Raw genomic sequence first — 24521 nt, 5'->3', positions numbered from 1 at the left:
TTGGCTAAAGGTGAAAAAAACATAAAATATCTCTCTTCATTCAAGGGGAAAACTTTTCCCAATAAGGAAGCAATCCTTTCCTTTATAATTGAGAATCCTAACCACTCAAGTAAACGAGAAATCGCTAAAGCTTTTAACTTAAAAGGCGATTCTCGTATCTGGCTTAGAGATATGTTACGTGAGTTAAAGGATCAAAATCTCATATCTAAACACCACAAAAGAGCAATAAACAAAGGAAAATTACCCCCTGTTTCTTTAGTAAAAATTAGCGGACGTGATAAAGATGGAAGTTTTATTGCACAACCTCTTGAATGGGAAGATTCTCCAAAGCCCAATATTGAAATACACTCTTTTCATCACATAACAGGAAGTAATATTGGTGTTGGAGATCATATTCTTGTAAAAGTTTTTCGAAATAAAAATTCTGAAAGCTCAAGCCATCCTTATACGGGACGAATTATTCGTAAAATTGATGTATCTCCCAAAAGCGCATTTGCTATTGTACGAAAATTGGAAAATAATCAATGGCGCCTTGATCCTATAGACCGCAAAACCAATGAACTCATTGTTGAAATGTCTCCAGAAATGAAGATTCAAATTGGTGATCTCGTTGAAGTCGAAATAAAAAAAAATACTGGTTACGGATTAAAGAGCGCAAAAATAAAGAATGTTTTAGGGCACATTAAGAGTGAGAAAACACTCTCAATGATAGCGCTTCTTTCGAAAGGAATTCCTTATATTTTTCCTGAAAGTGTTCTTGAGCAAGCCAAACATATCAAAGCTGCCAATATGGATAATCGTGAAGATTGGCGACAATTACCCTTTATTACAATTGATCCACCAGATGCAAAAGACCATGATGATGCAGTTTATGCAACCAAGGATAAGGATCCAGCAAATAATGATGGTTGGATTATTATTGTAGCCATTGCAGATGTTTCTTATTATATCAAAACAGGAAGTGCTTTAGATAAAGAAGCATTGAAACGTGGAAATTCTGTTTATTTTCCCGATACCGTTGTGCCAATGTTACCTGAACGCCTTTCTCATGATTTATGTTCTCTGCGTGAAGGAAAAGAAAGACCAGCTTTAGCCGTTCGTATGATTTTTGATGCAAACGGTAATAAACGAAAACATAGTTTTCATCGTACTATGATTCGTGTAAGAGCCAAACTTTCTTATCAAGAAGTACAATTGGCAATTGAAGGTAATATAAATGAAAAAATAACCCCTCTTTTTGAGAGCATTTTGCACCCCTTATGGGAAGCCTATGCATGCCTTAAAGCTGCGCGAAATCGTCGCCAACCACTAGAATTAGAAATTGCAGAAAAAAAGATTATTCTTGATCAAAATGGATGCATAAAAGATGTTGTGAGTGAACCACAACTAGAAGCGCATCGTTTAATTGAAGAGTTTATGATACAAGCTAATATTGCAGCTTCTGAAACATTAAAACAACATCACCAGCCGCTCATTTATCGTATTCATGAAAAACCTTCTCTTGCTAAGCAAGAAATACTTCGGAGCTTTCTTCAAAGTTTGGGGATACCACTCTCCCGCGGAAGCGAACTTACCTCAGCGCGCCTTAATAGAATTTTAGAAAAGGTCGCTCATACTCAACAACAAGAACTAGTCAATCAAGTTATTTTGCGTTCACAATCACAAGCAGAGTACAACCCTAAAAATAGTGGCCATTTTGGTTTGAATTTGCAGAACTATACACATTTTACATCACCAATCCGTCGTTATGCTGATCTCATTATTCATCGAGCACTCATTAAAGCTCTCAAATTAGGAAATGATCAATTAACAGATACACAAGAACAAAATCTTGCAGAAATTGCTACGCAAGTTTCTTTATACGAACGCCGTGCAATGATGGCTGAAAGAGAAACGATTGATCGGCTTGTTGCTCACTATTTAACGAATAAAATCGGTCGTATTTTTACAGGCCGCATTTCCGGAGTTACAAAAGCAGGTCTTTTTATCTCACTTGATAAACTCAATACAGATGGTTTTGTCCATATTTCTACACTTAAAAATGATTATTATCATTTTGATGAAGCACAACATGTTCTTGTAGGACAGCGTAGCCATAAAGGCTATCAGCTCAGTGATGTTGTAGAAGTAAAACTTATAACGGTACAACCTTTTGCTGGCGCTTTATGCTTTGAACTGTTAACAAAACCTCGTCCAATAAAATTTTCACCGACATCCTACCATAAAAACAAATTAAAAAAACAAAAGTATACTTTTTATGGGAAAAGAAAAAATTAATCTTCTTGCCTCCATTAAATATAATATGAATAATAAATTCAATTTAAGAAATGGCTTATATTATATAATATTTATATTATTTTATATGTACAATCTTCTTTCTTTAGTATACAAGAGGGTAAATTTTATTGTTAAGTCTATAATAACCATATAAAAATCTTGCAGTTTTTTATACTTAGGAAATGAGAGAAACTGCAAAGGATAGTTTTGGCTCCCTTTCATTTCAGCTCATCTTTTCATTGTTTAAATAAACAAGAGTACCTTAAGCCATTTTCATGAAAAAAAAACCTTTTGACTCTCAAAATAATTCTTTGCGTGCAATTATTGCAGCTATTGCAACCATTGGCACTGTTGGAACAGCATTGGCAATGGGAACACAACTTGTCTCTCTTCTTATGGCAGAGAAAGGACTTTCCAACAGTACAATCGGCTATAGTGGAACAGTTGGTGGAATCGCCACAATTATTGCAGCTATTTTTACGTCTCGAATTGCCTTATGCTTAGGAATCGCTCAAACAATATTGCTTATGATGGCGATAGGATCTTTAAGTTTTTTAGGATTCTATTTTTTTGATCCCATATGGATTTGGTTTATTTTAAAGTTTATATTACATTTCAGCATGACAGTTATGTTTATCCTATCAGAGTTTTGGATCAACAGTTATGCTCCCCCAAAAAAACGCGGTTTGATCCTTTCTATTTATGCTATTGTCTTAGGATTAGGGTTTATAATAGGTCTAACGCTGCTAGCAAAAGTGGGAACACAAGGATTTATTCCTTTTGCTGTTGGATATAGCCTTATTATACTTGCTACTATACCAATTCTTACCGCTTGGAAATTAAGTCCAGAATTTCAAAAAAATCAATATATGCCATTTTTTCGTTATCTTTTTCACGTTCCAAGTGCAATGATGGCGGTCCTTGTTTACGGGGCCATTCAAATGGGCGTATTAACTCTTATAATACCCTTTAGTTTATCCATTGGTTATAATGAGAATGAAGCAGCACATTTTATGGCAACCCTTGCACTTGGGAATATTTTCCTCTTAATTCCTATCAGCATTATAAGCGACTACGCCAAAGATCGACGCTACCCGCTGATGAGTTGCGCTATTCTAGGTTTTATAGGAACTTTTATAGTACCATGGATTCTTCAATATCCATGGATTCTGATGCTTGATTTGTTTTTTCTGGGTGGTGTATCAGCGAGCCTTTATACAATTAGTCTTGCACATTTAGGAGCCCGTCTCAAGGGGCAAGAACTTGCTGCTGCTAATTCTGCTTTTATTTTTTGTTATGGAATTGGTATGCTCATCGGACCGACCTTTATCGGAAAATCCATGGATATCTTTAAACCCTTTGGTTTTTCAATAGCCATGGCTGTTTTTTTCGGTTTATATGTCATTTTGGTGTTTGTCCAACTTATGAGAAAATTAATCAGCTCTTGACTTTTTTGAGAACATCCGTAGTGTTGCCGGAAAATCTGATGATGTCGGAAATAAGTTTTGACAGCAATAATATTTTTTCAGTATAAATAGGGTATTTACATTATGGCTAAAGCAGCAACCATTAAGATCAAGCTTTTATCAACTGCAGATACTGGTTTTTTCTATGTAACAAAGAAAAACAGCCGTACAATGACAGATAAAATGAGCAAGCGTAAATATGATCCAGTTGTAAAAAAGCACGTTGAATTTAAGGAAACAAAAATTAAATAAATAAAATTATCATTGAATTGATAGATTTTATACTCCAAAAGAAATGTGGGAGTATTGCTCTTCAAAGTTATTTTTTGAGGGCTGTTTTTTATTTCCTTAAGTTTAAAAAGTTTACTTTAAAATTTGTTTTTGTACGGATTTGGATAAGTTGAATTATTATTTAAGTTGCTTACATATATTCTGCATGAGTATTTGATTATTGTGATATCTAACGAAAATTTTGTCATTAAAACGAGACATTGTTTCGTCATATGAATAAAGTTTCTCGGGTGAATTATAAACAATACTAAAATAGAGTTATAGTAATGTTAGCAGTTTCTTTATTTCATGAAAAAATCTTTTTCTCATTTTAATCTAAGAAGCTTTAATCTAAAAGTAATCGGTTTCAGTATTTTTGTTGCTGCTAGCATTCTTATCATTATGTCAGCTTATTTTAAGAAAACTCAGCGGTTGCCTCAAAAAGAAAAATTTTCTTCTCAAAACTCTGTTGAAGGAAATGCATTAATCATTGATGGCGATACCATTATGATTTCTTCAATTAAGATTCGACTAGCTGGAATTGATGCTCCTGAACTCCACCAATTTTGTGGAAAAAAGGAAGCGCGCTACCCTTGTGGGCTTGAGGCAAAAAAATATTTAGAAAAACTATTAAAAAATCAAACTGTTACATGTTACTGGCAAAAAACAGATAAATATCGCCGTATTCTTGCAACATGTAAAACAAAACAAGTTAGCAATATCAACGCAACACTTGTACATAATGGTTGGGCTGTAAATTATTATGAATACCCCAAAGAAGAGCAAGAAGCTAGAAAGAAAAAGAAAGGAATATGGGCATCAAGTTTTCAACGACCAAAAGAATGGCGCAAAGCAAATCCTCGCACAGAATAAAAAAAATATTTTTTAATTTTATTTACTAATGAAACAATGTAGCCCAATTATCAAACTTGAAAAAGAGATCTATTCCTGTCGTGTTTGCGTCCAACAACCCCATTATTTTCCTCCTCTTCCTCATGAACCAAACCCTGTCGTTTATTTATCCGATACTGCTTCGATTGCAATTGCAGGCCAAGCACCAGGGTTGCGTGTCCATGAAACTTCTATCCCTTTTAATGATCGCTCTGGCGAAAAATTGCGTAATTGGCTAGGTGTCACGAAAGAAGAATTTTATAATAAATCTCTCTTTGCTATTGTTCCTATGGGATTTTGTTTTCCAGGTTATGATAAAAATAAAGCTGATTTACCACCAAGACGTGAATGTCGAGAAATATGGCATGAAAAGATATTTCAGGCAATGCCTCAAATAAAGCTTGTTCTTGCCATTGGTCGTTATGCGCAAAAGTGGCACATTACAGAATTAAAACATAAAACCGTTTCTGCAACTGTTGGTGATTGGAGAAATATTCTTTCCATTCCTCAACCTCGAGGCTATAATGTTATGCCTTTGCCTCATCCGTCATGGCGAAATACTTCTTGGTTACAGAAAAATCCATGGTTTAACGATGAGCTTATTGTATATCTGCGTCGTTTAGTGCGTAAATTTTTATAAATTAAAATATTGAGAAGAAATATGGATCGTCTTGACCGAAAAATTTTACATCTTTTGCAAGAAAATGCGACACTTTCTGTTGCTGATATTGCTAAAAAAGTGGGACTTTCGACCACTCCTTGCTGGCGTAGGATTCAAAAACTTGAAGAAGATGGCGTCATTCAACGTCGTGTTGCTGTTCTTTCTCCAGAAAAAGTAAACGCACACGTCACTGTTTTTGTGTCTATTCGCACAAATACACATAGTCATGAATGGTTTAAGCGTTTTTCAAAAATTGTGCAAGAATTCCGTGAAGTCATTGAATTTTATCGAATGAGTGGAGATATTGACTATTTATTGCGTGTTGTTGTGCCCAACATTGAAGCTTATGATCTTTTTTATAAAAAATTAATTTCTAAAATTGACATCCGTGATGTCTCTTCTTCTTTCGCAATGGAACAGATTAAATATACAACAGAACTTCCACTTAATTATATTAAATTACACGACAAGACGCATGAACAAAGCTCTTAAGATTTTTTATATCCGTCTTATGATCTTTTAGGCATTCAAACTTTCTTGTTAAAAAAACACCATTTGTGCATGTGTTAAAACAGCAGCTTTGACAATACCAGCTGCCATAGCTGCTCCTGTCCCTTCACCAAGACGCATCCCCAAATCTAGAAGTGGTTCTTTGCCAATTTTTTTTAAAAGTTTACGATGAGCTGTCTCAGAAGAAACATGTCCAACAAGGGTATGATCAAGAGCTTTTGGATGTATTTTATAAAGGATCGCTGCTGCTGCTGTTGCCACAAAACCATCTAAAATAACGGGTATCTTTTCCATTCTTGCCGCTAAAATAGCACCAACCATAGCAGCAATTTCACGTCCTCCTAAGCGACGCATTATCTCAAAAGGATCATTTAAATGCTCCTTATGCAAGGAAACTGCTGCCTTAACCGCTGCTATTTTACGCTGATAAAAATCACCCTCCGATTCCATATCATATCCTGTCCACTCTTCAACGTCTCCACCAAACAATGCTAAACATAAAGCTGAAGCTATTGTTGTGTTTCCAATTCCCATTTCACCAATACATAAAAGATCTGTTCCACCAGCAATGGATTCCATTCCAAATGCCATTGTAGCAGCTGCACTTCTCTCGTCCATTGCAGCATCCTTGGTAATATTCATTGTTGGATATTCCAATGCTAAATCAAAAATTTTTAATCCCAGATCATAAGCGATACAAATTTGGTTGATAGCAGCACCGCCAGATGCAAAATTTTGTACCATTTTTTGTGTCATAGATTGTGGAAATGGTGTAATATTCTCCTCTACAATACCATGGTTTCCAGAAAAAATAGCAACCAAAGGTCGCGTTACTATAGGTTTTTCTGTACCTCTCCACCCCGCATACCAAACAGCAAGATCTCCTAGTTTTCCCAATGTTCCTTGCTCTTTTGTTAAGTTTTTTTGCCGTTTTTTTGCCAAAATTATAGAAAACTCATCAGCAACAGGTAAATTTGTAAGTAAAGCACGAAAATCATCAAATGGACTAGCGATCATAAGGATACCTTTTAAAATCTACAATGTTTATGAAAATCACGTCATATATACAGGATATGAATAATTTATTGTTTTTTTAACAGTGCTTTAAAAATGTTAAATACTATGAAAGCAATAATTTCTACATTCTATTTTCTACCCCAATAACAAACGTGCAAGATTCAAAATGTTATTAATATCTTATGACTACCTTTACAGTGATACCCTTAAGTTATTTTTTATTTAATAGGTATAATCAGCATGCCGTTTAATATATAAATTCTAACATTCTTATTCATAATAAAAGTTATAAACTTTCAAAAACTTATAAAATTAAAAGGATCAAAATTATCGCAAAGAAATCAAAACGCAAAGGATCTCAACTTTAATATATGTTAATTGTCTGACTGTTATTAAATGAGAGCATAAAAAGCTTCTTTTAAAGTACATATATCTGCGTTTGGTTTTGTCGCATCATTTGATAGTATTTGCCGCCATCGACGTGCCCCACCCCGCCCATGAAATAAACCAATCATGTGACGTGTCACATGAGAAAGCCGCCCCCCCGATGCAATATGTCGAGCTGCATAATCACACATAAGCTCAATAAGATCACTCTCACTTAGACTATTCTGCGACTCACCATAGAGTTCAAAATCAATATGTTTTAACAAAGTTGGATCATGATAAACTTGGCGACCAACCATGACAGCATCACAGAAAGTTAAGTGTTCTTTGATCTCATCAATCGATTTAATTCCACCATTTATCCCAATGAATTTATGAGGATATTGACGTTTTAATTTGTAAACCCTTTCATAATTAAGGGGCGGAATATTGCGATTTTCTTTCGGACTCAATCCTTGTAGCCATGCCTTGCGTGCATGTATCCAGAGCGCATCACATCCAGCATTCCAAACTTGATTAGCCAAAAGATCTAATGCTAATTCTTCATCTTGTTCGTCCACTCCAATCCGACATTTGACAGTTACAGGTACAGTAACCTCTTGTTTCATTGCTTCTACGGCATTTGCCACAATGTCTGGATGTAGCATCAAACAAGCTCCAAAGACACCTGCTTGAACACGATTTGATGGACAACCAACATTGAGATTTATTTCGTTGTAGCCAAAATCCTCAGCAATTCGTGCAGCTTCTGCTAACTTTTTCGGATCTGCCCCCCCTAATTGTAATGCAACTGGACGTTCTTTGTCGCTAAAAGCCAACAATTGTTCACGAACACCATGAATGACAGCATCTGCTACCATCATTTCCGTATAAAGGAGAGCTTTTTTCGTTAAAAGACGATAAAAAAACCTGCAATGTCGGTCTGTCCAGTCCAACATTGGTGCTACTGCAAATTTTATAGGCGATGGAAGGTTGTAAAATATCATGAGGGTATTACTCTCATGTCCTTATAGCTCTCTCTTTATACATAAAAAAATACTTACTTTTAGTTTACGGAAAATTTTATTCTCTTATACTATCATGAGTATAATAACAGCTCATTATTTTCAATTGATATCAAGGTTTACTACAATCAATCATGCCAAAACACAATATCGCATTTCTCATAGATTAGTGTTCAGGTATATAAACATGAAAAAAGAAGATTTTTACTATAATATAAAAAACTCATTTATAAGTTCTTCTTACGCTCTTCAAGCCTCTTCCCTTACATGATTTAGTACAGCGTTTAAGATAATAAATGCTAAACTAACACATTATACAATTTTTCATGATCGATTTAATTTTCTTTAGATTTTTTTAACTCATTGTGCAAATAAACGATACAGAAAGTAGCTTTATCTTCTCCTAAAGAAGAAAAAAACCTTATTTCACACGAATCTAATTATAAATTATTTTTTATCAATGAGTTCTTTTTGGTGATATTCTTAGATTTCACTTTATAAGATAGACAAATTTCATCTTAAATATTCTATCTAATTTTGCCATTTTGTGATTCTTGCAAAAAAAAACTAAAATCAGGGTATAGACAACCATTGCCTTTTTAATATCTATAACTAATATCAGTATCTCTCGAAGGAAAATATTTTACAATATTGCAGATACAATCTGTAAAATGAAATGATCATAAACGTTGTTCAATCTCTTGTTGGCTTTGCATATAGGAAGAAAGAGTATCAACCTCTTGTTCATTAAATAGGAGCCCCAGTTTTGAACGACGCCATAACACATCTTCACATACTTTAGCCCATTCTTTTTCCATCAACCATTTTACTTCTACTTCATAAAGCCCATGTCCGAAATTTTTTCCTTTATTTGCCTTACCATGTGCAAAGATCACCAATGCTTCCGTACCGTAAGAGCGTGCAAGCCTGCGATGTGTAAAAGCATCTAAATCTGGCATTAAAAGAGCAATCCTATTTTCGATTGTATCTAATTTGTTATAGGGAAAATCACCCCCTGGAAGTACTGCCTTAGCCGTCCATGATGCTCCCTTTTTACCAAGCTCTTTTTCAACAAATTTCATCGCATCTTCAGCCAACTTACGATAAGTTGTAATCTTTCCACCATAAAGATTAAGTATCTTTGGTGTCGTTCCTGTTCCCATTTCTTTAAAAACATAATCGCGCGTAATTTCTTGTGCTTTTGAAGCTCCATCATCATAGAGTGGACGAACTCCCGAGTAAGACCAGACAATCGTTTCAGGCAACACTGGTTGTATGAAATATTCACTGGCTGCTGCACAAATATAATCAATTTCTTTATCAGTAATATGAACGTCAGCCGGATCTCCTTGATAATTACAATCTGTTGTTCCAAGTAAGGTAAACTCTTCTTGATACGGAATAGCAAATATAATACGCCCATCACCATTTTGAAAAATATAAGCACGATCATGAGTATAAAGCTTGGGAACCAAAATATGAGAACCTCTAACAAGCCGTACTGGTGAATGTTCTTTACAATCTAATATGCTTGCTAAAACATGATCAATCCAAGGACCTGTCATATTCGCGACATAAGAAGCTGTGACACTATATTCTTTGCTACTTAACTTGTCTTGAAGAAAGATACGCCATTTATTGTCTTCTTTTTTTAAAGAGAGAACTTCTGTTCGTACTTTTATATCAGCTCCCCACTTTTCTGCATCACGAGCATTGCCAATAACTAAACGCGCATCATCTACTCTTGCATCAGAATATTCAAAACCTCTCTGATATTCTTTCTTCAGTGTAGAGCAAAATTTTTTTGAAAAATTAATCGTTTTACTGCGCCACAATTTCTGATTCCAATTCCCTAAATAATCATAAATAAAAAGTCCAAAACGCAACATCCAAGCAGGGCGCAATTCTTTATGATAAGGAAGGAGAAAACGCAAAGGACGCACAATATGTGGAGCCATACGTAAAATGATCTCGCGTTCTTTCAATGCTTCACGAACAAGTTTGAACTCATAGTGTTCAAGATAACGAAGCCCACCATGAATAAGCTTTGTTGACGCACTTGAGGTCCCAGATGCAAGATCGTTCATTTCAGCCAATCCCACTTTAAATCCGCGTCCTGCTGCATCTCTTGCCAATCCACAGCCGTTTATCCCTCCTCCAATGATAAACAGCTCATAATGTGTTGTGGTTTTCATAATTTCACTTTTCATTATTTTATTTTGTTTCTCAGTACTCAATAAATCAACAGGAAAAAATAATACAAGTGTTCTTCATTGTATTATCAACGTACTTTTTCCTAAAATAAACATGCACAAAAAGCTTTTGATACCCTTATACATCAAAACAACATTTGACAAATTAAAGAGAATTTTTTTATCTTTTACAAAACATAATCCTTACCAAGACAAGGTTTATCATATGAAATCTTTTTAGAGAAAAATTGATGTTTTTTCTCATTCTTAAAGATACACTATAACTAAATGCTTCATTGCACATAGATAGCGCTTTTCATATAGTTCACTCAATGACACCCTAAAAAATGTGAAGGTATACAAATGAATTATCACTCTCAAAACTCGAAAATAATACTTTTTTCAAAAATTTTAGTCATAGTTATGTCGAGTATTTTAATCTTTTTACCTTCTTTATCAAACGCAACATCACACTCAAAAACAGCAAATGATTTAAGCTTAGAAAAGCTTAAATCACAACTTTTGGAAGATTCTAGCTTTTTATCTAAGCTTAAAGAAAAAATGATACCACATACTGATTCTCATCATATTCAACAAATCGTCAGAGAGTATCTTCTTACTCATCCAGAAATTATGATTGAAATGCAGCTTATTCTTCAAGATAAGCTGGAAAAACAGAATGAATACGAAAACCAAAAACAAACTTCTGTCATTCATTCATTAGAAAAGGAAATTTTTCACTCTCCTCATGACGCTGTTTTGGGGAATCCAAATGGTAAAAAAATACTTGTTGATTTTTTTGATTACAATTGCAGATTTTGTAAAAGTGCCTATTCAGATATAGAAAGCTTGATAAAAGAATATCCAGATCTACGGGTTATTATCAAGGATTTACCGATTTTGGGATCTGATTCTATGGCGGCTCATACCGTTGCCTATGCATTTCGAAAACAATTTCCAGAAAAATATCCTCAGTTTCATAAAAAGCTTTTAATGCATCAAGGGCGTGCAAATGAAGCTAAAGCTATAAAAATAGCTGTTTCATTAGGAGCAGATGAAAAAAAACTACATAATGCAATAAAAGATCCCACTCTGCAAAACGCTTTTAAAGAAAACATTCAAATTGCCTCTGCACTTCATATTACGGGAACACCTTCTTACATCATTGGTAATAAAATATTCATCGGCGCAGCCAGACAAGATATTCTAAAACAAGCGATAGATAATACACAGTGAATACCTGATCCGTTTTAGGAAGAATACTGTAAATGAGGTAATTTTATGCTTTCTCTTTTTTGATAACAGGCTTATAAGTGCAATTTTACGTAAAGCAGATACAAGTTTTAAATTGCAAAGTATAATGATTTAAAGGAAATAAAAATCTTTAAAGCCTCAAAAGATGTCATCCCTAATCTAGAGATATTCGGTCATAAAATGAGATTCGGTCATAAAATGAGATAATGACGATCTTCATTGATCAAGGAGTTAGAAATAAAATGGCAACAAAAAAAATGGATTCGGCAAAAACCGCAATTGATACGAAAATTATTCGTGATCTTGCTGAAATTTTGAATGATACAAATTTAACGAACATTGAAGTTGAACAAGGGGAGCTTCGTATTTGTGTCTCACGCCAAAATACCTTAACTTCTTCTGAGCAAGCAATCTATGCCCCTGTTTCTACTCCTACTTTTTCTGTAACATCTTCTCCAGTTCCAACAGCTGAATCTCCTATACAATTTATCCAAGAAGATAAATCAAAAAACACAATAACCTCTCCAATGGTTGGAACAGCTTATCTTGCACCCTCACCAGGCGCACAACCTTTTGTAGAAGTAGGACAAAATGTTTCTGAAGGGGAGACATTACTTATTATTGAAGCCATGAAAACAATGAATCAAATTTCATCACCGCGCTCCGGTACGGTAACCACTGTTCTTGTCAAAGATGGTCAACCTGTTGAATTTGGTGAACCACTTATTATTGTTGAATAAAGCGAGGGGCAAACATGATTCGAAAAATCCTCATTGCTAATCGAGGAGAAATTGCTCTTCGCGTTTTACGTGCATGTAAAGAACTTGGCATAAAAACCGTGGCTGTTCACTCTACCGCTGATGCAGATGCAATGCATGTTCGTCTTGCTGACGAAAGTGTTTGTATTGGCCCTCCTCCCGCTCGTGATTCTTATTTGAGTATTCAGCAAATTATTGCTGCTTGTGAAATTACAGGAGCGGATGCTGTTCATCCAGGTTATGGCTTTCTTTCTGAAAATGCAAAATTTGCAGATGTTCTAGAAGCCCATGATATTACATTCATCGGTCCAACAGCTACTCATATCCGCATCATGGGCGATAAAATCGAAGCAAAGAAAACCGCCAAAAAACTTGGTATTCCTGTAGTTCCAGGTTCAGATGGAGCAGTCACTGAAGAATCAGATGCTTTACGCACTGCTCGTGAAATTGGTTATCCAGTTATTATAAAAGCTTCTGCCGGTGGTGGCGGACGTGGTATGAAAGTCGTTCATTCTGAACAAGAATTTTCTATAGCTCTCAAAACAACGCGTTCAGAAGCGAAAGCTGCTTTTGGTGATAACGCTGTTTACATAGAAAAATATTTAGAAAAACCCCGTCATATTGAAATTCAAGTCATAGGTGATGGTGCGGGAAATGCTATTCATTTAGGAGAACGCGATTGTTCACTTCAACGACGGCATCAAAAAGTATGGGAAGAAGCTACGTCACCTGCACTTAATGAAACTGAACGGAAAAAAATTGGAAATATTGTTGCAAATGCTTGTGCCCAACTTGGATATCGTGGAGCTGGTACTATTGAATTTCTTTATGAAAATGGCGAATTTTATTTTATTGAAATGAATACACGTTTACAAGTCGAGCATCCTGTAACTGAAGCAATTACAGGTATAGATTTAGTCCACGAACAAATCCATATTGCATCAGGCTGTAAACTTTCAGTGACACAAGATGAAGTCTGTTTTTCTGGTCATGCCATTGAATGCCGTATTAATGCAGAAGATCCTATTAACTTTACGCCATCACCTGGAACCATTACACATTTTCATACACCTGGAGGTTTAGGGATTCGTGTTGATTCAGGCGCTTATTCAGGTTATCGCATTCCTCCTTACTATGATAGCATGATTGGAAAGCTGATTGTTCATGGACGTACCCGTTTAGAATGTATGATGCGTTTACGGCGTGCTTTAGATGAATTTGTCGTCGATGGGATAAAAACTACACTGCCTCTTTTTCGCGATCTTATTAATAATCAAGATGTTGCTGATGGTAATTATAATATTCACTGGCTAGAAAATTACCTTGCTCATCAATCAAAGTCTTCAGATTCGTAATTCGATAGCAAAACGGTGCATTCTTATAAAAGATTCTATAAGATATCAACATAAGGATAGTTCCAACCTTGCTGTAAAAAGTGGAAAAAGGAAATAAATTGGTTATTTTTTATATAGTTTTCTTTTAATATACATAAAATTTAATAATTTTCTGTTTTCCTTTTTGTTAGTTTATGCTAACTCCTACATGGTTACGCCCTTATAGCTCAGTTGGTAGAGCACCTGATTTGTAATCAGGGGGTCGGGAGTTCGAGTCTCTCTGGGGGCACCATTTTATTTCTTGAACATATTGAAATATATAGATTTTTTCTTTAAATAGCCATTTTCAGACCACCTTTTAAACCACCTTCTACAGTTTATATAATTTTACCTAATTTGTTCTTATTTGCTCCTTATTTTTCTTTGGAGTGAAGGCTAAGATCTCTTTTTTTCTCCATCTCACTGCTCTCCCTAGCTTATATGGCTCCGGAAACAACCCCTGAAGCACCCAATTGCGAATCGTTGTTGTGGATACACTAAAAAGCTGTGCACACTCACGTGTCGTTACATATCTATCTCCATCATCAAATATCATCTCATTACCTTTCTCTTTTTTATATTAATTAAATGGGTGGGAGTGCTGGAAGGAGAGAGCACCCCCATAGGTTTAAGCAGCTTTTGCCAAAATCTTTTGCATCTCTTGTTCTATTTCCCCTAAAAAGATTTCGACCGCTTTATTGATCTCTTCAATGTGTTTCTCATCACGGAGGACGCGTTTGATTTTCATTCTCAAACCAGTAGATTTGCCTACAAAGTTTGGATTATAGCTCATGAAATCACACCATTTTCGTCCAGTGCATGCCATTTGGAATTGCATCTGTGCGATATATTCAGGCTTGATTTCGTCATAAATAAAAAAACGCAAATGCGTGGTTGATTGTGGACATTTGACTTCTATTAAACCGTCCTCTCCAATCAACCCATCAGGACTAGCCCCCGCCATTTCCATTTTGGGGTGTGGGATAAACCCGCATCTTGTGACTTCTGCGTCATAAATGAATTCATATTCTCTTAAGGCATCTTCTTCATGTTCGATACCCCATTGCATAGCAGGTGTTGTATAAGATTGGCTTATTTCCTCTATTAAGCGTTCTGTCATGAGTTTCGTTTTGTAGTCTTCATATTTGCTGGTAGGCAAGCCTTTAGCTGTCTTACTGAGTACGCTGTAGACATTAGATGCAGTGACTTTACCCAAGCGCGCTTGAAACCACTCTGCTGTCCTTTGTTCCATTTCACACCGCCGTTTCTTGTTGAGTTGGCGCATATTCGATATCTTGTATAGGTGCATCTAATTGCTTTTGTTGTGCTTTATTCATTTGCTTTCGTTGCTTTTTTTTCAAAGAAAACAAAGCGGTTTGTGCTTGTTTAAAAGACATATCTTTTAGATTTTTTACTCCTATGAAAGAGAGAAGCCTACTTTCTTCAGATTGTGTTTTTTTAATTAATTCTTTGATTTCATTCATCTGTTCAGAAGAGATACCCGCAAGAAGTGTTATTCCATCTGTATCGTCTTCTTTTCTTGCAACATTAAGAAGCATGCCTAAGAGATATCGACGTGCGTAGCTTATAGTAGAACCAACCGCTTGTACGTTGTTTTTACTCCCCGTAGCATCAAGGGGAAATGTTCCTTGTGTTGATATTTCATTGCCCGATATATGCTTTAAAGTCATTTCTACGGTTATACTATTTGAATTCTGGTCTTTGATACGAGAGAACAAGGCAAAGTGATGTTTTGCAAGAGGTTCTTTAATAGCATCAATATATTTATCAAGCGTTGTATAGGTGCTTTTAGTATGTGTATTAATGGCATTTTGTTCGATATTTTTATATTCCACTTGTATAGTAGAAAGATCACGGACAAAGTTTTGACGCTCTTGTCGTTCTATCTCCTTTTCTCGCAATTCAAGAAGGCTCTTGAGACGTTCCATATCGACATCATCTTTTAGAGCTCTTTCTAAAATCAGCTCCATAGCTGTAGATTTGACTTCACAATCGTTCGTTGTTTCCACTAATTCCGTTCGTGTGGTACTTAGTTCACTCATCTTGATTTCCTCCTATTTGAGCGCAATTCACCCGTGGCGTGAATCACGCTGGTGTTTAAAAATGTTGTTTGGTTGTTAGAGTTTGGATTTTATAGGTTGCATTATGTCTTCAGAAATTATGGTATCTACATAAGGCTCGTCTTTATACCCAGAGATAGTGATACAAAGTTCACCTAGATTGTGAGTATTTCTCACAACTAACTGTGCACACAAGGTAGGTTTAATTCCATATTTATACATGATTTATTTTTTCTCGTTTGTTGTGATACGGCTTTCTCCGCAGATCTCTGAATCTCCGTAAATTTTTGCGTCGCCATAAACTCTTGCATTGGGATAAACAATTGCATTTCCGTAAATCTGTGCGTTTTCAAAAATGCGACCACCACCATATACTCGGGCGTTATTATAAATTTTTGCATTGTCATAAATTTTTGAACCCCAAGTAACACAAGCATTATCATAGACCCAGCAATTGCCATCATGAGAGAGATTGCTTTCATTTTCTATAAAGCCCCCAAGGTCCCCAGCCTTAACATCATCAAAATCTCTTAAAGCACGAATGCGGTACAATGTATGGCAACTTACAATATCGGTGGTTTCATTAGTCAATTCGTATTTTTTCACCATGCTTTTTCTCCAGTGGACATGACGTTATCGCCATCAATATCCGCATCACGATAAATTTTTGCGTCGCCATAAATACGTGCATTACCGGAAACTGTTGCCATTCCATAAACTTCGGCAAAACCGTAAACATGTGCATTATGTTTAATTCGTGCACTACCATAAACTTCAGCATCATCATAAACTTGAGCATTATCGTAAACGCAAGCACAAGATAAGACGAATGCATTACCACCTACCCAGCAATTACCATGATGCGATAGGTTGTTTTCATGTTCTATAAAGCCGCCTAAATTACCTTTTTTAATAACTCCAAAGTCTCTTAAAGCGCGGATACGGTGAAGAGTTACCCCTTTAAACTCAGCTTTCTCATCAGTAAGTTCGTACTTCTTTTCCATTAGTTTGCTCCAGTAGATATTCTGCTATTGCTGCCAATCCAATCTTCACAACGTAAATCCGCATCACCGTAAATTTTTACATTTCCGTAAATGTGTGTATTACCGCCAACTTTTGCATTTCCATAAACGCTTGCCTTATCGTAAACATATGCTTCATAATAAACATGAGAATTGCCATAAACATGTGCATGATCAAAAACTTTAGCGTCACCGTAAACGTATGCATCACCGTAAATTTCTGCATAATTGTAAACTTTTGCTTCATCAGAAACGAGTGCATCTCCATAAACCCGCGCATCACCATAAACATAGGCATAACCGGAAATATGTGCATTTTGATAAACACGAGCATTATCATAAACCCTAGCATAATCTCCAACCCAACAATCGCCCCCATGACTAAGATTGCCTTCCTTTTCAATAAAACCGCCAAGGTCACCTTTTTTGACATTTCCAAAATCTTTTAATGCACGTATGCGGTAAAGCGTGCGTCCGCCAACTTCATCCATTTCATCAGTCAATTCGTATTTTTTTTCCATGATTTATCCCCCCTACCTTAAAATAGCGTCACTTCCATAAAATGCTGTATCGCCGGCTACTATGGCATTACCACGAACTTTTGCGTTATTATAAACTTCGGCATCATCATAAACCTTCGCATTTTCAGAGATATATGCATTTTGATAAATACAAGCATTGCCTCCAACCCAGCAATTATCATCATGGCTAAGATTCCATTCACTCTCGACAAAGCCTCCAAGGTCGCCTTCTTTGACATCATCAAAATCTTTTAAGGCGCGTATGCGATAAAGCGTTATTCCATCAATTTTGATTGTTTCATCAGTGAGTTTATATTTCTTTTTTATCATGATAACCTCCTCTTAATGCATGCTTTGTCTTTTAAGCTCTTGAGACAGCACACCAATTCCTTTTGCTGTGATTTTTGCGCAAGGAATGACTTTTTCTATTCCACTTGCGGTTTGAAGTGTGATAGTTGGACAATCCATAAGTTTCTTTTGGATTTTGTCTTGATAAGGTAGCAAATTTCCACCTGCTGCTCGTCTGTAAACCCAACCTTTTTGCTGTAAGAAGAGAATGAACTGTTTTGGTTGCATCTCGAGTATTTTAGCGGCTTCTGTAAGACCGAAGAGTCCATCATGGCGCTGTAAGCTTTCAAGAGCCATTGCCTTTGGTTTTAAATTTGCAATAATGTTATCTTTTTGTTCATTTTCATTTTTGAGATACGTTAAAACACCAAGCATAACTTGAGGACTTGAATAGTCGATTTGTGGTGTTACTACTTGCTTTTCCAATTCTTGCCAACGGTCTATAATCCTAGCACGTAATGTCATGCTGTAACCAGAAACTAAGATAAGGCATTCACGCTTAGGGAGGTTGTAACAGTTTTGGGGCTTACCCTGTTTATCTAAATAGGTGGATCCAAATTTGGATTGACCCCCTTCAGGATATAATTCTCCTAACATTTGCCGAATATCACGCATAATATGCGCATGTTGCTTACCACATAACTCTGCAATTTCACGACTAGACATCGTTTGAACTGTTGTGTTTTGAAAATTGTTTTCAGATATTGTAATAAAGTTTTGCATCATCACCCCCCTTAATTAAGAAAAACACAAGGTTTGATATAATATTCTGCCATAGTTTCTATGACGTTCTGCTTGAGCAATTTTCCTTGCTGCGTGAATTTTGAAGTAATGATTATCGGTTTTATCTGTTTCTATTTCAGATTTTGGACAAATCTTCTGTCTGTTCCATTCTTGTTTTGTAAAAACAAAATCCACGCCTTCTTTTAGATCAAGCTTTTCAACACAATCATTAAACCAAGTGGAAAAATCTTGTTTCAAATGTAAGTACCTATGCATTACATGGGCATTGACCATTTGGACATAACCGATTTTGTTGTCTACCTCGTTTTCAGGCGTGAGATATCCTTCACTATGAATATGAGTATCATGTGTGGTCATAAGTTTACTCTAATCAATTATTGATGGGAAAAAGGGAGGCGCTTTTAAAAGCGCCCTTTAGAATTTTTAAAGCACATCACAAGGACGCAAACGGTGTTGTTGTTCATAAGTACCGTAAATCTCATCATTATATTTTTCGTCTGCGATCTCGTCTAAAAGTTCTTGGTAAGCATCACTTTCGAGTACAAAGTCATGAACTTTACTCTCCTCGTGGAGATGTTCGATATTTTCTTTTACATATGCTTCTGCAATTTCTTCAGAGATATCTTCACAATTATTCTCAGAAGGATTGATGCGAAAGATTTGGATTGCATCATCTGCCTCGTCAATAATTTTTAGAACTTGGCTTTCATCCAGTGGTCCCGACCGACCAATGTTTTGATCATCATCATAGACAACTAATAAGATTTCATCAGAATTTATAAGAATTGGATTTTCCATAATTTCTCCTCCCTAACGCCTCTTGGCGATTGTTCGTGTTAATGTAATTTAATCTACACCAGATCGGCTTTTGCTTCTTCGTGATATGTTGTTATAGAGGAGTATACCGTAAAGGATTATTATGGTCAAGTCATTTTATGCTAAAATGGTTTTTTATAAATGAACTTTAATATTTATTACGAATCGGTTTGGGTATTGTAGCGTTCAGTGTAGAGGCATGATACTTCCTAGTATCCCGTAAAAAAATAAATCAGTTAGCTGTATTTGAAATTTATATGCAGGAAAAATTGGGGCAGTGTGCAGACAGAGCCAATCGATGGGTAGATAACGCCGTAGTTTTTTTATAAAAACTGCGGACGAACAAAAAAACCCCGCTTCAGCGGGGCATACATAGGTTGTTAGAATATCTTATAAATATTTTTTTGCTGTTTCTCTTATTCTGTCTGCAAAATCATAAATATTATCTAGCGTTTCAATACCGACTTTTTCATCAATATCAGTATCGAAAAGGGCTAGTTGCTTATGTTTTCTGTTAAAGTGCAGTCGAACCAACGGCTTTCTGTTATTATTGTCAATTAAAATGGCGCAGTACGACTTTGCATCTCTGATAACAATACGGTCGGCAGAAATAACTTCACGCGCAATTGCCTTGACAATCATGAAGCCTTCAACTTCCTCTTCGGTCGTTATTATGGCATGTTCATTACCAATAGATGTAGCAATATTATCTTGCTTGTCGGTTTCAGTTGTTGTTTGTAAAGCGCTAGAAAGCCGACTTTTTACCGCATCAGATATTACTTCGCGAAACGCATTTTTAGTAACACCTGTGAGCATTTCTAAGACATTAGCAGTCAGGCGCCCTTCATAAACATCCGCACAAGCAACACGAACAAAACCTTCGGACGGATTTTCTATTTCTTTTTGGATGTTTTGTTTTATTCCAGATACATATTTGAGCTGCTCGGCTGTCACCAATATATTTTCAATATTAAATGCTGAGCGTTCAAACTTTTTAAGCTCTGTAAGTACCACAGTATTGTATTCTATTACATCAAAAGTAAGGAATGGCCTATTATCGAGCTTGTTTGCAGCATCAAGATCTGTGTAAAAATGAAAAAATCGACCATTTGTCAAAATCGCGAATTTAGCATTCGTTACACTAAAGTATCGATATAATTGACTTAAATGCTTTGAACTCAATTCGCAAGATATCGGTTTGCACTCAAAAAGAATACGTATCTCACCGTCTATACGGATAGCATAGTCAACTTTTTCACCTTTTTTACCAACGGCATCAGCAGTAAACTCGGGAATGACTTCAAGTGGATCGAAAATATCATACCCAAGTGCGCGCAGAAATGGTAAAACGACCGCTGTTTTGACCGCTTCTTCAGTTAACATAGTATCTGAATGATTTTTGACTTTATCAGCTATTATTTTTAAGCTCTCGTCTACTGTCCCCATTCCCGCTTCTCCTTTGTTTTCAGGGTTTTCTTAAAATCCAAAGAACTTTCCCAACTACACGAATCTCCTCTCCATCAGTTGCCCCATTTATTTTGATAGGTTCTTGATGATTGGGTTCAGTACTTTCAGGCCATAGTTCAAATCCACTAATAGTTTGACGTATACGTTTAGCTGTACGCTCAATCATTTGACCATTGAATCGGCTGCGTTCAACTATCACGAGATCGTTAGGTTCCACATTAATGCCGGCTTTTATTATGTCTACGCAAATAAGTTGATCACCATCACGAGCAATTTTGTTAAGGCAGTTGCCCTCGATTTTTAAAGCAAATTGAAAGTGAGCTGGGTATTTTGAGGTGCTGGGTACATATTCTATGTCATCAAATCCAAAATCCATATCTTCGACCGACATCCACGAGCTAGCAGCAACTTTTCCTATCACCGGTATCATTCCAATAGCATTAGATATGGGATGTATTTCCTCGTTTTCTGGGAAAAGAAGATTAAACGGCTTTACACCAAGATGTGGTGCTAACTTTTCCGCCCACTCTTTGGTTAATTTTCGCTCACCTTTTTCAAGCCGTTTTATTTGAGGTTGCGTGGTACCAGCTTTTTCAGCCAATTTCACCTGTGTGAGTCCCAAATCTTTCCTCAATTTTTTAATTATATGCATGCTTTAAACCTTACACCAAAACTGCTTATTTAACAAAGTCCATAAAGGTATTTTTTATTGACTAAAACAGTCTTTTATGGTATTTATTTGAATTATGGAAAAATTGAAATCATATCTCACACGAAATAAACTATCTCAAGCCGAATTTGGGAAGCAAGTTGGCGTAGCACAGAGTACGATTAACAGGTATTTACGCGGCTTGCGGTTTCCTGAGCCTGAAATTGTCTTAAAGATTGAAAAGACAACCAATGGTATTGTTCGTCCCGTTGACTGGTATGTCGATTTATACCCACGCCCCTCTCTTGAAGAGGTGGGCGTGCCACTTACTACAGCTGATAACAAACACCCACAGCATCATTCACACTCTTAAAGAAGAAAGAAAGTAAAGATGGATTATGGTTTAGCGGCAATTATTATACTTTTTACGACCAATGTAATTACGGTTTTTTGTTTGTGGGCCTATCGTAAAGTTTTTTATTTATATCGTAAAAAAGAGCAAAGCTATGTAAATGTTTTGCAAAAATCATATTATACTTTTTATATTTTGAAAGATTTAATACAGGAAATAGGTTTTCCAGAAGGCTGTACAATCGTTTTTAATAATTCTGATTGGAATTTTTCTTTTGATGAAAACAACCATTTAATAGCCAAAAATTCTTTAGGACCAGAATTGTCCATAAAGATGCATGGCGACACAAAATATTTCAAAGAAAACTCTCAAAAAATTTTTGAAAAACACAATCGGTCCAAACATTAAATGTAACGAGATGAGGCATGCAGTGTATTTTTGAATTGAGTAAGTTCATTTTTTTTAATTTATGACTAAACGCTCTGTCATAGCAAACATATAAATACGTAGAGCCTTAAGGGGGGGATAATCATGGTTTTTAAAGCACATAAGAATGACATTGGTAAACCGCGTGTTGATCTTATTCCACCGTTGACACTGATTGAAATCGGTAGAGTTTTAGAGCTTGGAGAAAACAAATACGGTGCAAGCAATTGGCGTCATGGCATGAATTGGAGCCGTTTGTATGGAGCTTCTTTACGTCATTTATTAGCATGGTTTGGTGGAGAGAATAAGGATGGCGAGAGTAATTTATCACACTTGGCACATGCGGCTTGTTGCATTCTTTTTTTAATGGAATGCGAGGCAAAACGGATTGGCCGAGATGACCGCCCTAAAAGCAAAGAATAGAGATCAGAATGAGTTCGAATGAGATTTTAAAGCGGGCTTGGTAGTTTTGGGAGCTTTGCTTGTATGCGGAGCGATGTTGCGTGTTGTATTTTATTATCGCAACAAAGTCAAAGTTCTTAAAGAGCAGGTCTTGACTTTAAAAAGCAGCATAAAAACTCTTGATGAAGAATACGCGTGGTCAAGAAGTGCATCTTCAAAGGACGTGGCAAAGAGAACTAGTGATCTGAATATTGCAATTAAAGAACGCGATAGAGCGATAAAAGAACTACAACAAAGGACTGAAGAACATGAAAAGGCATTCAGAGATGTAAGTGAAGTAGTGATGGCACTAAAAGCAGATGTTCAATCACGTGACGAGGAAATTGAAAGACTAAGACAAGAGCTTAAGCAGCGTGAAGGTGCAGTAAAAACGCCGCCTCATAAGAAGAAAAGAAAGTGAGGGAAAAAAGATGAGTGTGACAGCGATAGCTTTGGGTATTGCATTTGTGATCTTTGATTTACTTATAATCTCCTTTGTTGTCTCGGAAATATTAGACAAAAAGAACGATAAACTCCGTGAGATCATTTCGAAAAAACATAAAATTTTACACGATTTGAAAATGCATATCTTCAAGAATGGGGTGGGAACATGAATCTAGGTGAATTAGTACTCTACTTATTCATATCAATAAATGCAGTGTTTTTTATTGCAATGATGGTTTTTATACTTTTAGTTGCGCCTATTTACATAGTGTATACTTCTGCTCAACCCGTCATAAAAAAGAAGAAAATTCTTAAGGAATTAGATGCTGAGATTGAGAGTTTAAAGCACAAGATTAATGAGAAGTAGGTACTGGTGATTTAGATGTCTCATACAATTCTTTGCCTTGATCTAGGGACTAAGACAGGCTGGGCGCTTCGTGATGCAGATGGTTTTATCACAAGTGATACAGAACATTTTCAATCACGCCGTTTTGAAGGCGGTGGCATGCGTTACTTGCGCTTTAAGAAATGGCTTACTGAACTAAAGAGGTCTGTTGATGAAATTGATGCAGTGTATTTTGAAGAGGTCCGCCGGCATGTGGGTACAGACGCTTCTCATGTTTATGGGGGCTTTCTAGCAACCTTAACAGCGTGGTGTGAACATCATCAGATACCATATGAAGGCATTCCTGTTGGCACAATTAAGAAGGCAACAACAGGAAAAGGCAACGCCTCAAAAGAAGAAATGATTAAGGCGGTATGTGCAAAAGGACATGTGCCTAAAGACGACAACGAAGCAGATGCTTTAGCAATTTTATATTTAGTTAAAGGAAAGGAGATTGGGGATGTCCAATAGAAATAAGTTTGTAACAATTAATGTAGAGAAGTGTCTTCTTGATATTGTTTTGTTACCAGCGATTGAATGCAATGTTTATCTCAGGTTGCGTTTGCAAATGCTCTACACTGGCGAACCTCTTATAAATAATTCACAAGGATTCTCTTATCTTACTAAATGTTCAGTAAAAAGATTTGAAAAGGCGTTAGATTATTTATTGAGGGTTGGAGTCATCATACGTTTAGAAGATGGTCGTTTGTGGAGTTCACAAGTTGAGGAGGAACTCAATAACTTCAATGAAGATCTAAATAATAA

The 24521-nt window shown here is 36.0% G+C and carries 30 protein-coding genes and 1 tRNA gene; 16 read left to right on the top strand and 15 right to left on the bottom strand.

The features are described 5' to 3' along the window. The 6 genes from rnr (at position 1) to ACFINS_RS04520 (ending at position 6057) form a co-directional block, all read left to right on the top strand. Positions 1–2277, top strand: coding sequence for a ribonuclease R (gene rnr / locus ACFINS_RS04545; RefSeq protein ID WP_375650382.1), 2277 nt, complete (start codon positions 1–3; stop codon positions 2275–2277). Positions 2278–2552: 275 nt separating this feature from the next. Continuing rightward, positions 2553–3725 (top strand): MFS transporter, encoded by a 1173-nt coding sequence (locus tag ACFINS_RS04540; RefSeq protein ID WP_273791015.1) that lies wholly within the window; start codon positions 2553–2555, stop codon positions 3723–3725. Between the two features lie 102 nt (positions 3726–3827). Next, positions 3828–3995, top strand: a complete 168-nt coding sequence (gene rpmG, locus ACFINS_RS04535) for a 50S ribosomal protein L33 (protein ID WP_004864083.1) — start codon at positions 3828–3830, stop codon at positions 3993–3995. Between the two features lie 327 nt (positions 3996–4322). Beyond that, on the top strand, positions 4323–4886 hold the full coding sequence (locus ACFINS_RS04530) for a thermonuclease family protein (RefSeq protein WP_375650387.1): 564 nt from the start codon (positions 4323–4325) through the stop codon (positions 4884–4886). Positions 4887–4914: 28 nt separating this feature from the next. Further along, positions 4915–5544, top strand: coding sequence for a uracil-DNA glycosylase family protein (locus ACFINS_RS04525; RefSeq protein WP_375705922.1), 630 nt, complete (start codon positions 4915–4917; stop codon positions 5542–5544). A 21-nt stretch (positions 5545–5565) separates the two neighbouring features. Beyond that, a complete protein-coding gene (locus tag ACFINS_RS04520) occupies positions 5566–6057 on the top strand; it encodes an Lrp/AsnC family transcriptional regulator (RefSeq protein WP_375608344.1) in 492 nt (163 codons plus the stop codon). A gap of 48 nt (positions 6058–6105) precedes the next feature. Here the strand turns inward: ACFINS_RS04520 and cobT are convergent, their stop codons facing one another. From cobT to glpD, 3 genes are all read right to left on the bottom strand, one after another. Then, positions 6106–7092, bottom strand: a complete 987-nt coding sequence (gene cobT / locus ACFINS_RS04515; protein ID WP_375650395.1) for a nicotinate-nucleotide--dimethylbenzimidazole phosphoribosyltransferase — start codon at positions 7090–7092, stop codon at positions 6106–6108. A 392-nt stretch (positions 7093–7484) separates the two neighbouring features. Next, complete coding sequence (gene dusA / locus ACFINS_RS04510) at positions 7485–8465, bottom strand: tRNA dihydrouridine(20/20a) synthase DusA (RefSeq protein WP_375650399.1); 981 nt, start codon at positions 8463–8465, stop codon at positions 7485–7487. Between the two features lie 698 nt (positions 8466–9163). Then, positions 9164–10693: a glycerol-3-phosphate dehydrogenase gene (gene glpD, locus ACFINS_RS04505; protein ID WP_375650403.1), complete on the bottom strand. Its 1530-nt coding sequence runs from the start codon at positions 10691–10693 to the stop codon at positions 9164–9166. A gap of 345 nt (positions 10694–11038) precedes the next feature. Here glpD and ACFINS_RS04500 point away from each other — a divergent pair, with 345 nt between their 5' ends. The 4 genes from ACFINS_RS04500 to ACFINS_RS04485 all read left to right on the top strand — a co-directional run bounded on the left by ACFINS_RS04500 (position 11039) and on the right by ACFINS_RS04485 (position 14313). Next, positions 11039–11911: a DsbA family protein gene (locus ACFINS_RS04500; protein WP_375611947.1), complete on the top strand. Its 873-nt coding sequence runs from the start codon at positions 11039–11041 to the stop codon at positions 11909–11911. Positions 11912–12171: 260 nt separating this feature from the next. Next, positions 12172–12669, top strand: coding sequence for an acetyl-CoA carboxylase biotin carboxyl carrier protein (accB, locus tag ACFINS_RS04495; protein ID WP_375611948.1), 498 nt, complete (start codon positions 12172–12174; stop codon positions 12667–12669). Positions 12670–12683: 14 nt separating this feature from the next. Next, on the top strand, positions 12684–14042 hold the full coding sequence (accC, locus tag ACFINS_RS04490) for an acetyl-CoA carboxylase biotin carboxylase subunit (RefSeq protein WP_375611949.1): 1359 nt from the start codon (positions 12684–12686) through the stop codon (positions 14040–14042). A gap of 195 nt (positions 14043–14237) precedes the next feature. Next, a tRNA-Thr gene (locus ACFINS_RS04485) sits at positions 14238–14313 on the top strand. A gap of 99 nt (positions 14314–14412) precedes the next feature. Here ACFINS_RS04485 and ACFINS_RS04480 read toward each other — a convergent pair. From ACFINS_RS04480 to ACFINS_RS04425, 12 genes are all read right to left on the bottom strand, one after another. Next, entirely contained in the window at positions 14413–14616 is a 204-nt protein-coding gene (locus tag ACFINS_RS04480) for an AlpA family transcriptional regulator (RefSeq protein WP_005865986.1), read from the bottom strand. A gap of 72 nt (positions 14617–14688) precedes the next feature. Continuing rightward, positions 14689–15312, bottom strand: coding sequence for a lambda exonuclease family protein (locus tag ACFINS_RS04475; protein WP_375638900.1), 624 nt, complete (start codon positions 15310–15312; stop codon positions 14689–14691). A 1-nt stretch (position 15313) separates the two neighbouring features. Beyond that, on the bottom strand, positions 15314–16123 hold the full coding sequence (locus tag ACFINS_RS04470) for an ERF family protein (RefSeq protein WP_375705921.1): 810 nt from the start codon (positions 16121–16123) through the stop codon (positions 15314–15316). Positions 16124–16366: 243 nt separating this feature from the next. Continuing rightward, a complete protein-coding gene (locus tag ACFINS_RS04465) occupies positions 16367–16750 on the bottom strand; it encodes a hypothetical protein (RefSeq protein WP_273790346.1) in 384 nt (127 codons plus the stop codon). Beyond that, positions 16744–17145 carry a hypothetical protein gene (locus ACFINS_RS04460; protein WP_375613985.1) on the bottom strand — a complete coding sequence of 134 codons (402 nt, stop codon included), beginning with the start codon at positions 17143–17145 and terminating at the stop codon, positions 16744–16746. Before ACFINS_RS04460 ends, ACFINS_RS04465 begins: the two co-directional genes overlap by 7 nt. Further along, on the bottom strand, positions 17145–17684 hold the full coding sequence (locus ACFINS_RS04455; RefSeq protein WP_375613984.1) for a hypothetical protein: 540 nt from the start codon (positions 17682–17684) through the stop codon (positions 17145–17147). The genes ACFINS_RS04460 and ACFINS_RS04455 overlap by 1 nt, the downstream gene beginning before the upstream one ends. 12 nt (positions 17685–17696) lie before the next feature. Further along, the gene (locus ACFINS_RS04450; protein WP_375607465.1) at positions 17697–18014 is read right to left on the bottom strand and encodes a hypothetical protein; all 318 of its coding nucleotides are present in this window, start codon (positions 18012–18014) and stop codon (positions 17697–17699) included. Between the two features lie 12 nt (positions 18015–18026). Next, the gene (locus tag ACFINS_RS04445) at positions 18027–18755 is read right to left on the bottom strand and encodes a Rha family transcriptional regulator (RefSeq protein ID WP_375705940.1); all 729 of its coding nucleotides are present in this window, start codon (positions 18753–18755) and stop codon (positions 18027–18029) included. Positions 18756–18770: 15 nt separating this feature from the next. Then, on the bottom strand, positions 18771–19133 hold the full coding sequence (locus ACFINS_RS04440) for an antA/AntB antirepressor family protein (RefSeq protein ID WP_375632994.1): 363 nt from the start codon (positions 19131–19133) through the stop codon (positions 18771–18773). A gap of 66 nt (positions 19134–19199) precedes the next feature. Further along, positions 19200–19574, bottom strand: a complete 375-nt coding sequence (locus ACFINS_RS04435) for a hypothetical protein (protein ID WP_375671931.1) — start codon at positions 19572–19574, stop codon at positions 19200–19202. Positions 19575–19982: 408 nt separating this feature from the next. Further along, positions 19983–21038: a type I restriction endonuclease gene (locus ACFINS_RS04430; protein WP_144755027.1), complete on the bottom strand. Its 1056-nt coding sequence runs from the start codon at positions 21036–21038 to the stop codon at positions 19983–19985. A 19-nt stretch (positions 21039–21057) separates the two neighbouring features. Beyond that, positions 21058–21711, bottom strand: coding sequence for a LexA family transcriptional regulator (locus ACFINS_RS04425; RefSeq protein WP_004856665.1), 654 nt, complete (start codon positions 21709–21711; stop codon positions 21058–21060). Between the two features lie 94 nt (positions 21712–21805). On the opposite strand from ACFINS_RS04425, the gene ACFINS_RS04420 reads away from it, so the two are divergent. The 6 genes from ACFINS_RS04420 to ACFINS_RS04395 all read left to right on the top strand — a co-directional run. Further along, positions 21806–22081, top strand: coding sequence for a helix-turn-helix transcriptional regulator (locus ACFINS_RS04420; RefSeq protein WP_126603684.1), 276 nt, complete (start codon positions 21806–21808; stop codon positions 22079–22081). 18 nt (positions 22082–22099) lie between these two features. After that, entirely contained in the window at positions 22100–22468 is a 369-nt protein-coding gene (locus tag ACFINS_RS04415) for a hypothetical protein (RefSeq protein ID WP_375613947.1), read from the top strand. A gap of 123 nt (positions 22469–22591) precedes the next feature. Next, positions 22592–22909: a dATP/dGTP diphosphohydrolase domain-containing protein gene (locus ACFINS_RS04410; protein ID WP_375613946.1), complete on the top strand. Its 318-nt coding sequence runs from the start codon at positions 22592–22594 to the stop codon at positions 22907–22909. 37 nt (positions 22910–22946) lie between these two features. Continuing rightward, the gene (locus ACFINS_RS04405; RefSeq protein ID WP_375639661.1) at positions 22947–23348 is read left to right on the top strand and encodes a hypothetical protein; all 402 of its coding nucleotides are present in this window, start codon (positions 22947–22949) and stop codon (positions 23346–23348) included. Positions 23349–23753: 405 nt separating this feature from the next. Further along, the gene (locus tag ACFINS_RS04400) at positions 23754–24227 is read left to right on the top strand and encodes a crossover junction endodeoxyribonuclease RuvC (protein WP_375692499.1); all 474 of its coding nucleotides are present in this window, start codon (positions 23754–23756) and stop codon (positions 24225–24227) included. Next, a partial coding sequence (locus ACFINS_RS04395) for a hypothetical protein (protein ID WP_375651376.1) occupies positions 24217–24521 on the top strand: 305 nt, incomplete at its 3' end. The genes ACFINS_RS04400 and ACFINS_RS04395, both read left to right, overlap by 11 nt.

This window comes from Bartonella sp. AA2SXKL (assembly GCF_042197205.1).
Lineage (GTDB): Bacteria > Pseudomonadota > Alphaproteobacteria > Rhizobiales > Rhizobiaceae > Bartonella.
This window is presented reverse-complemented; position numbering and strand designations above follow the sequence as displayed.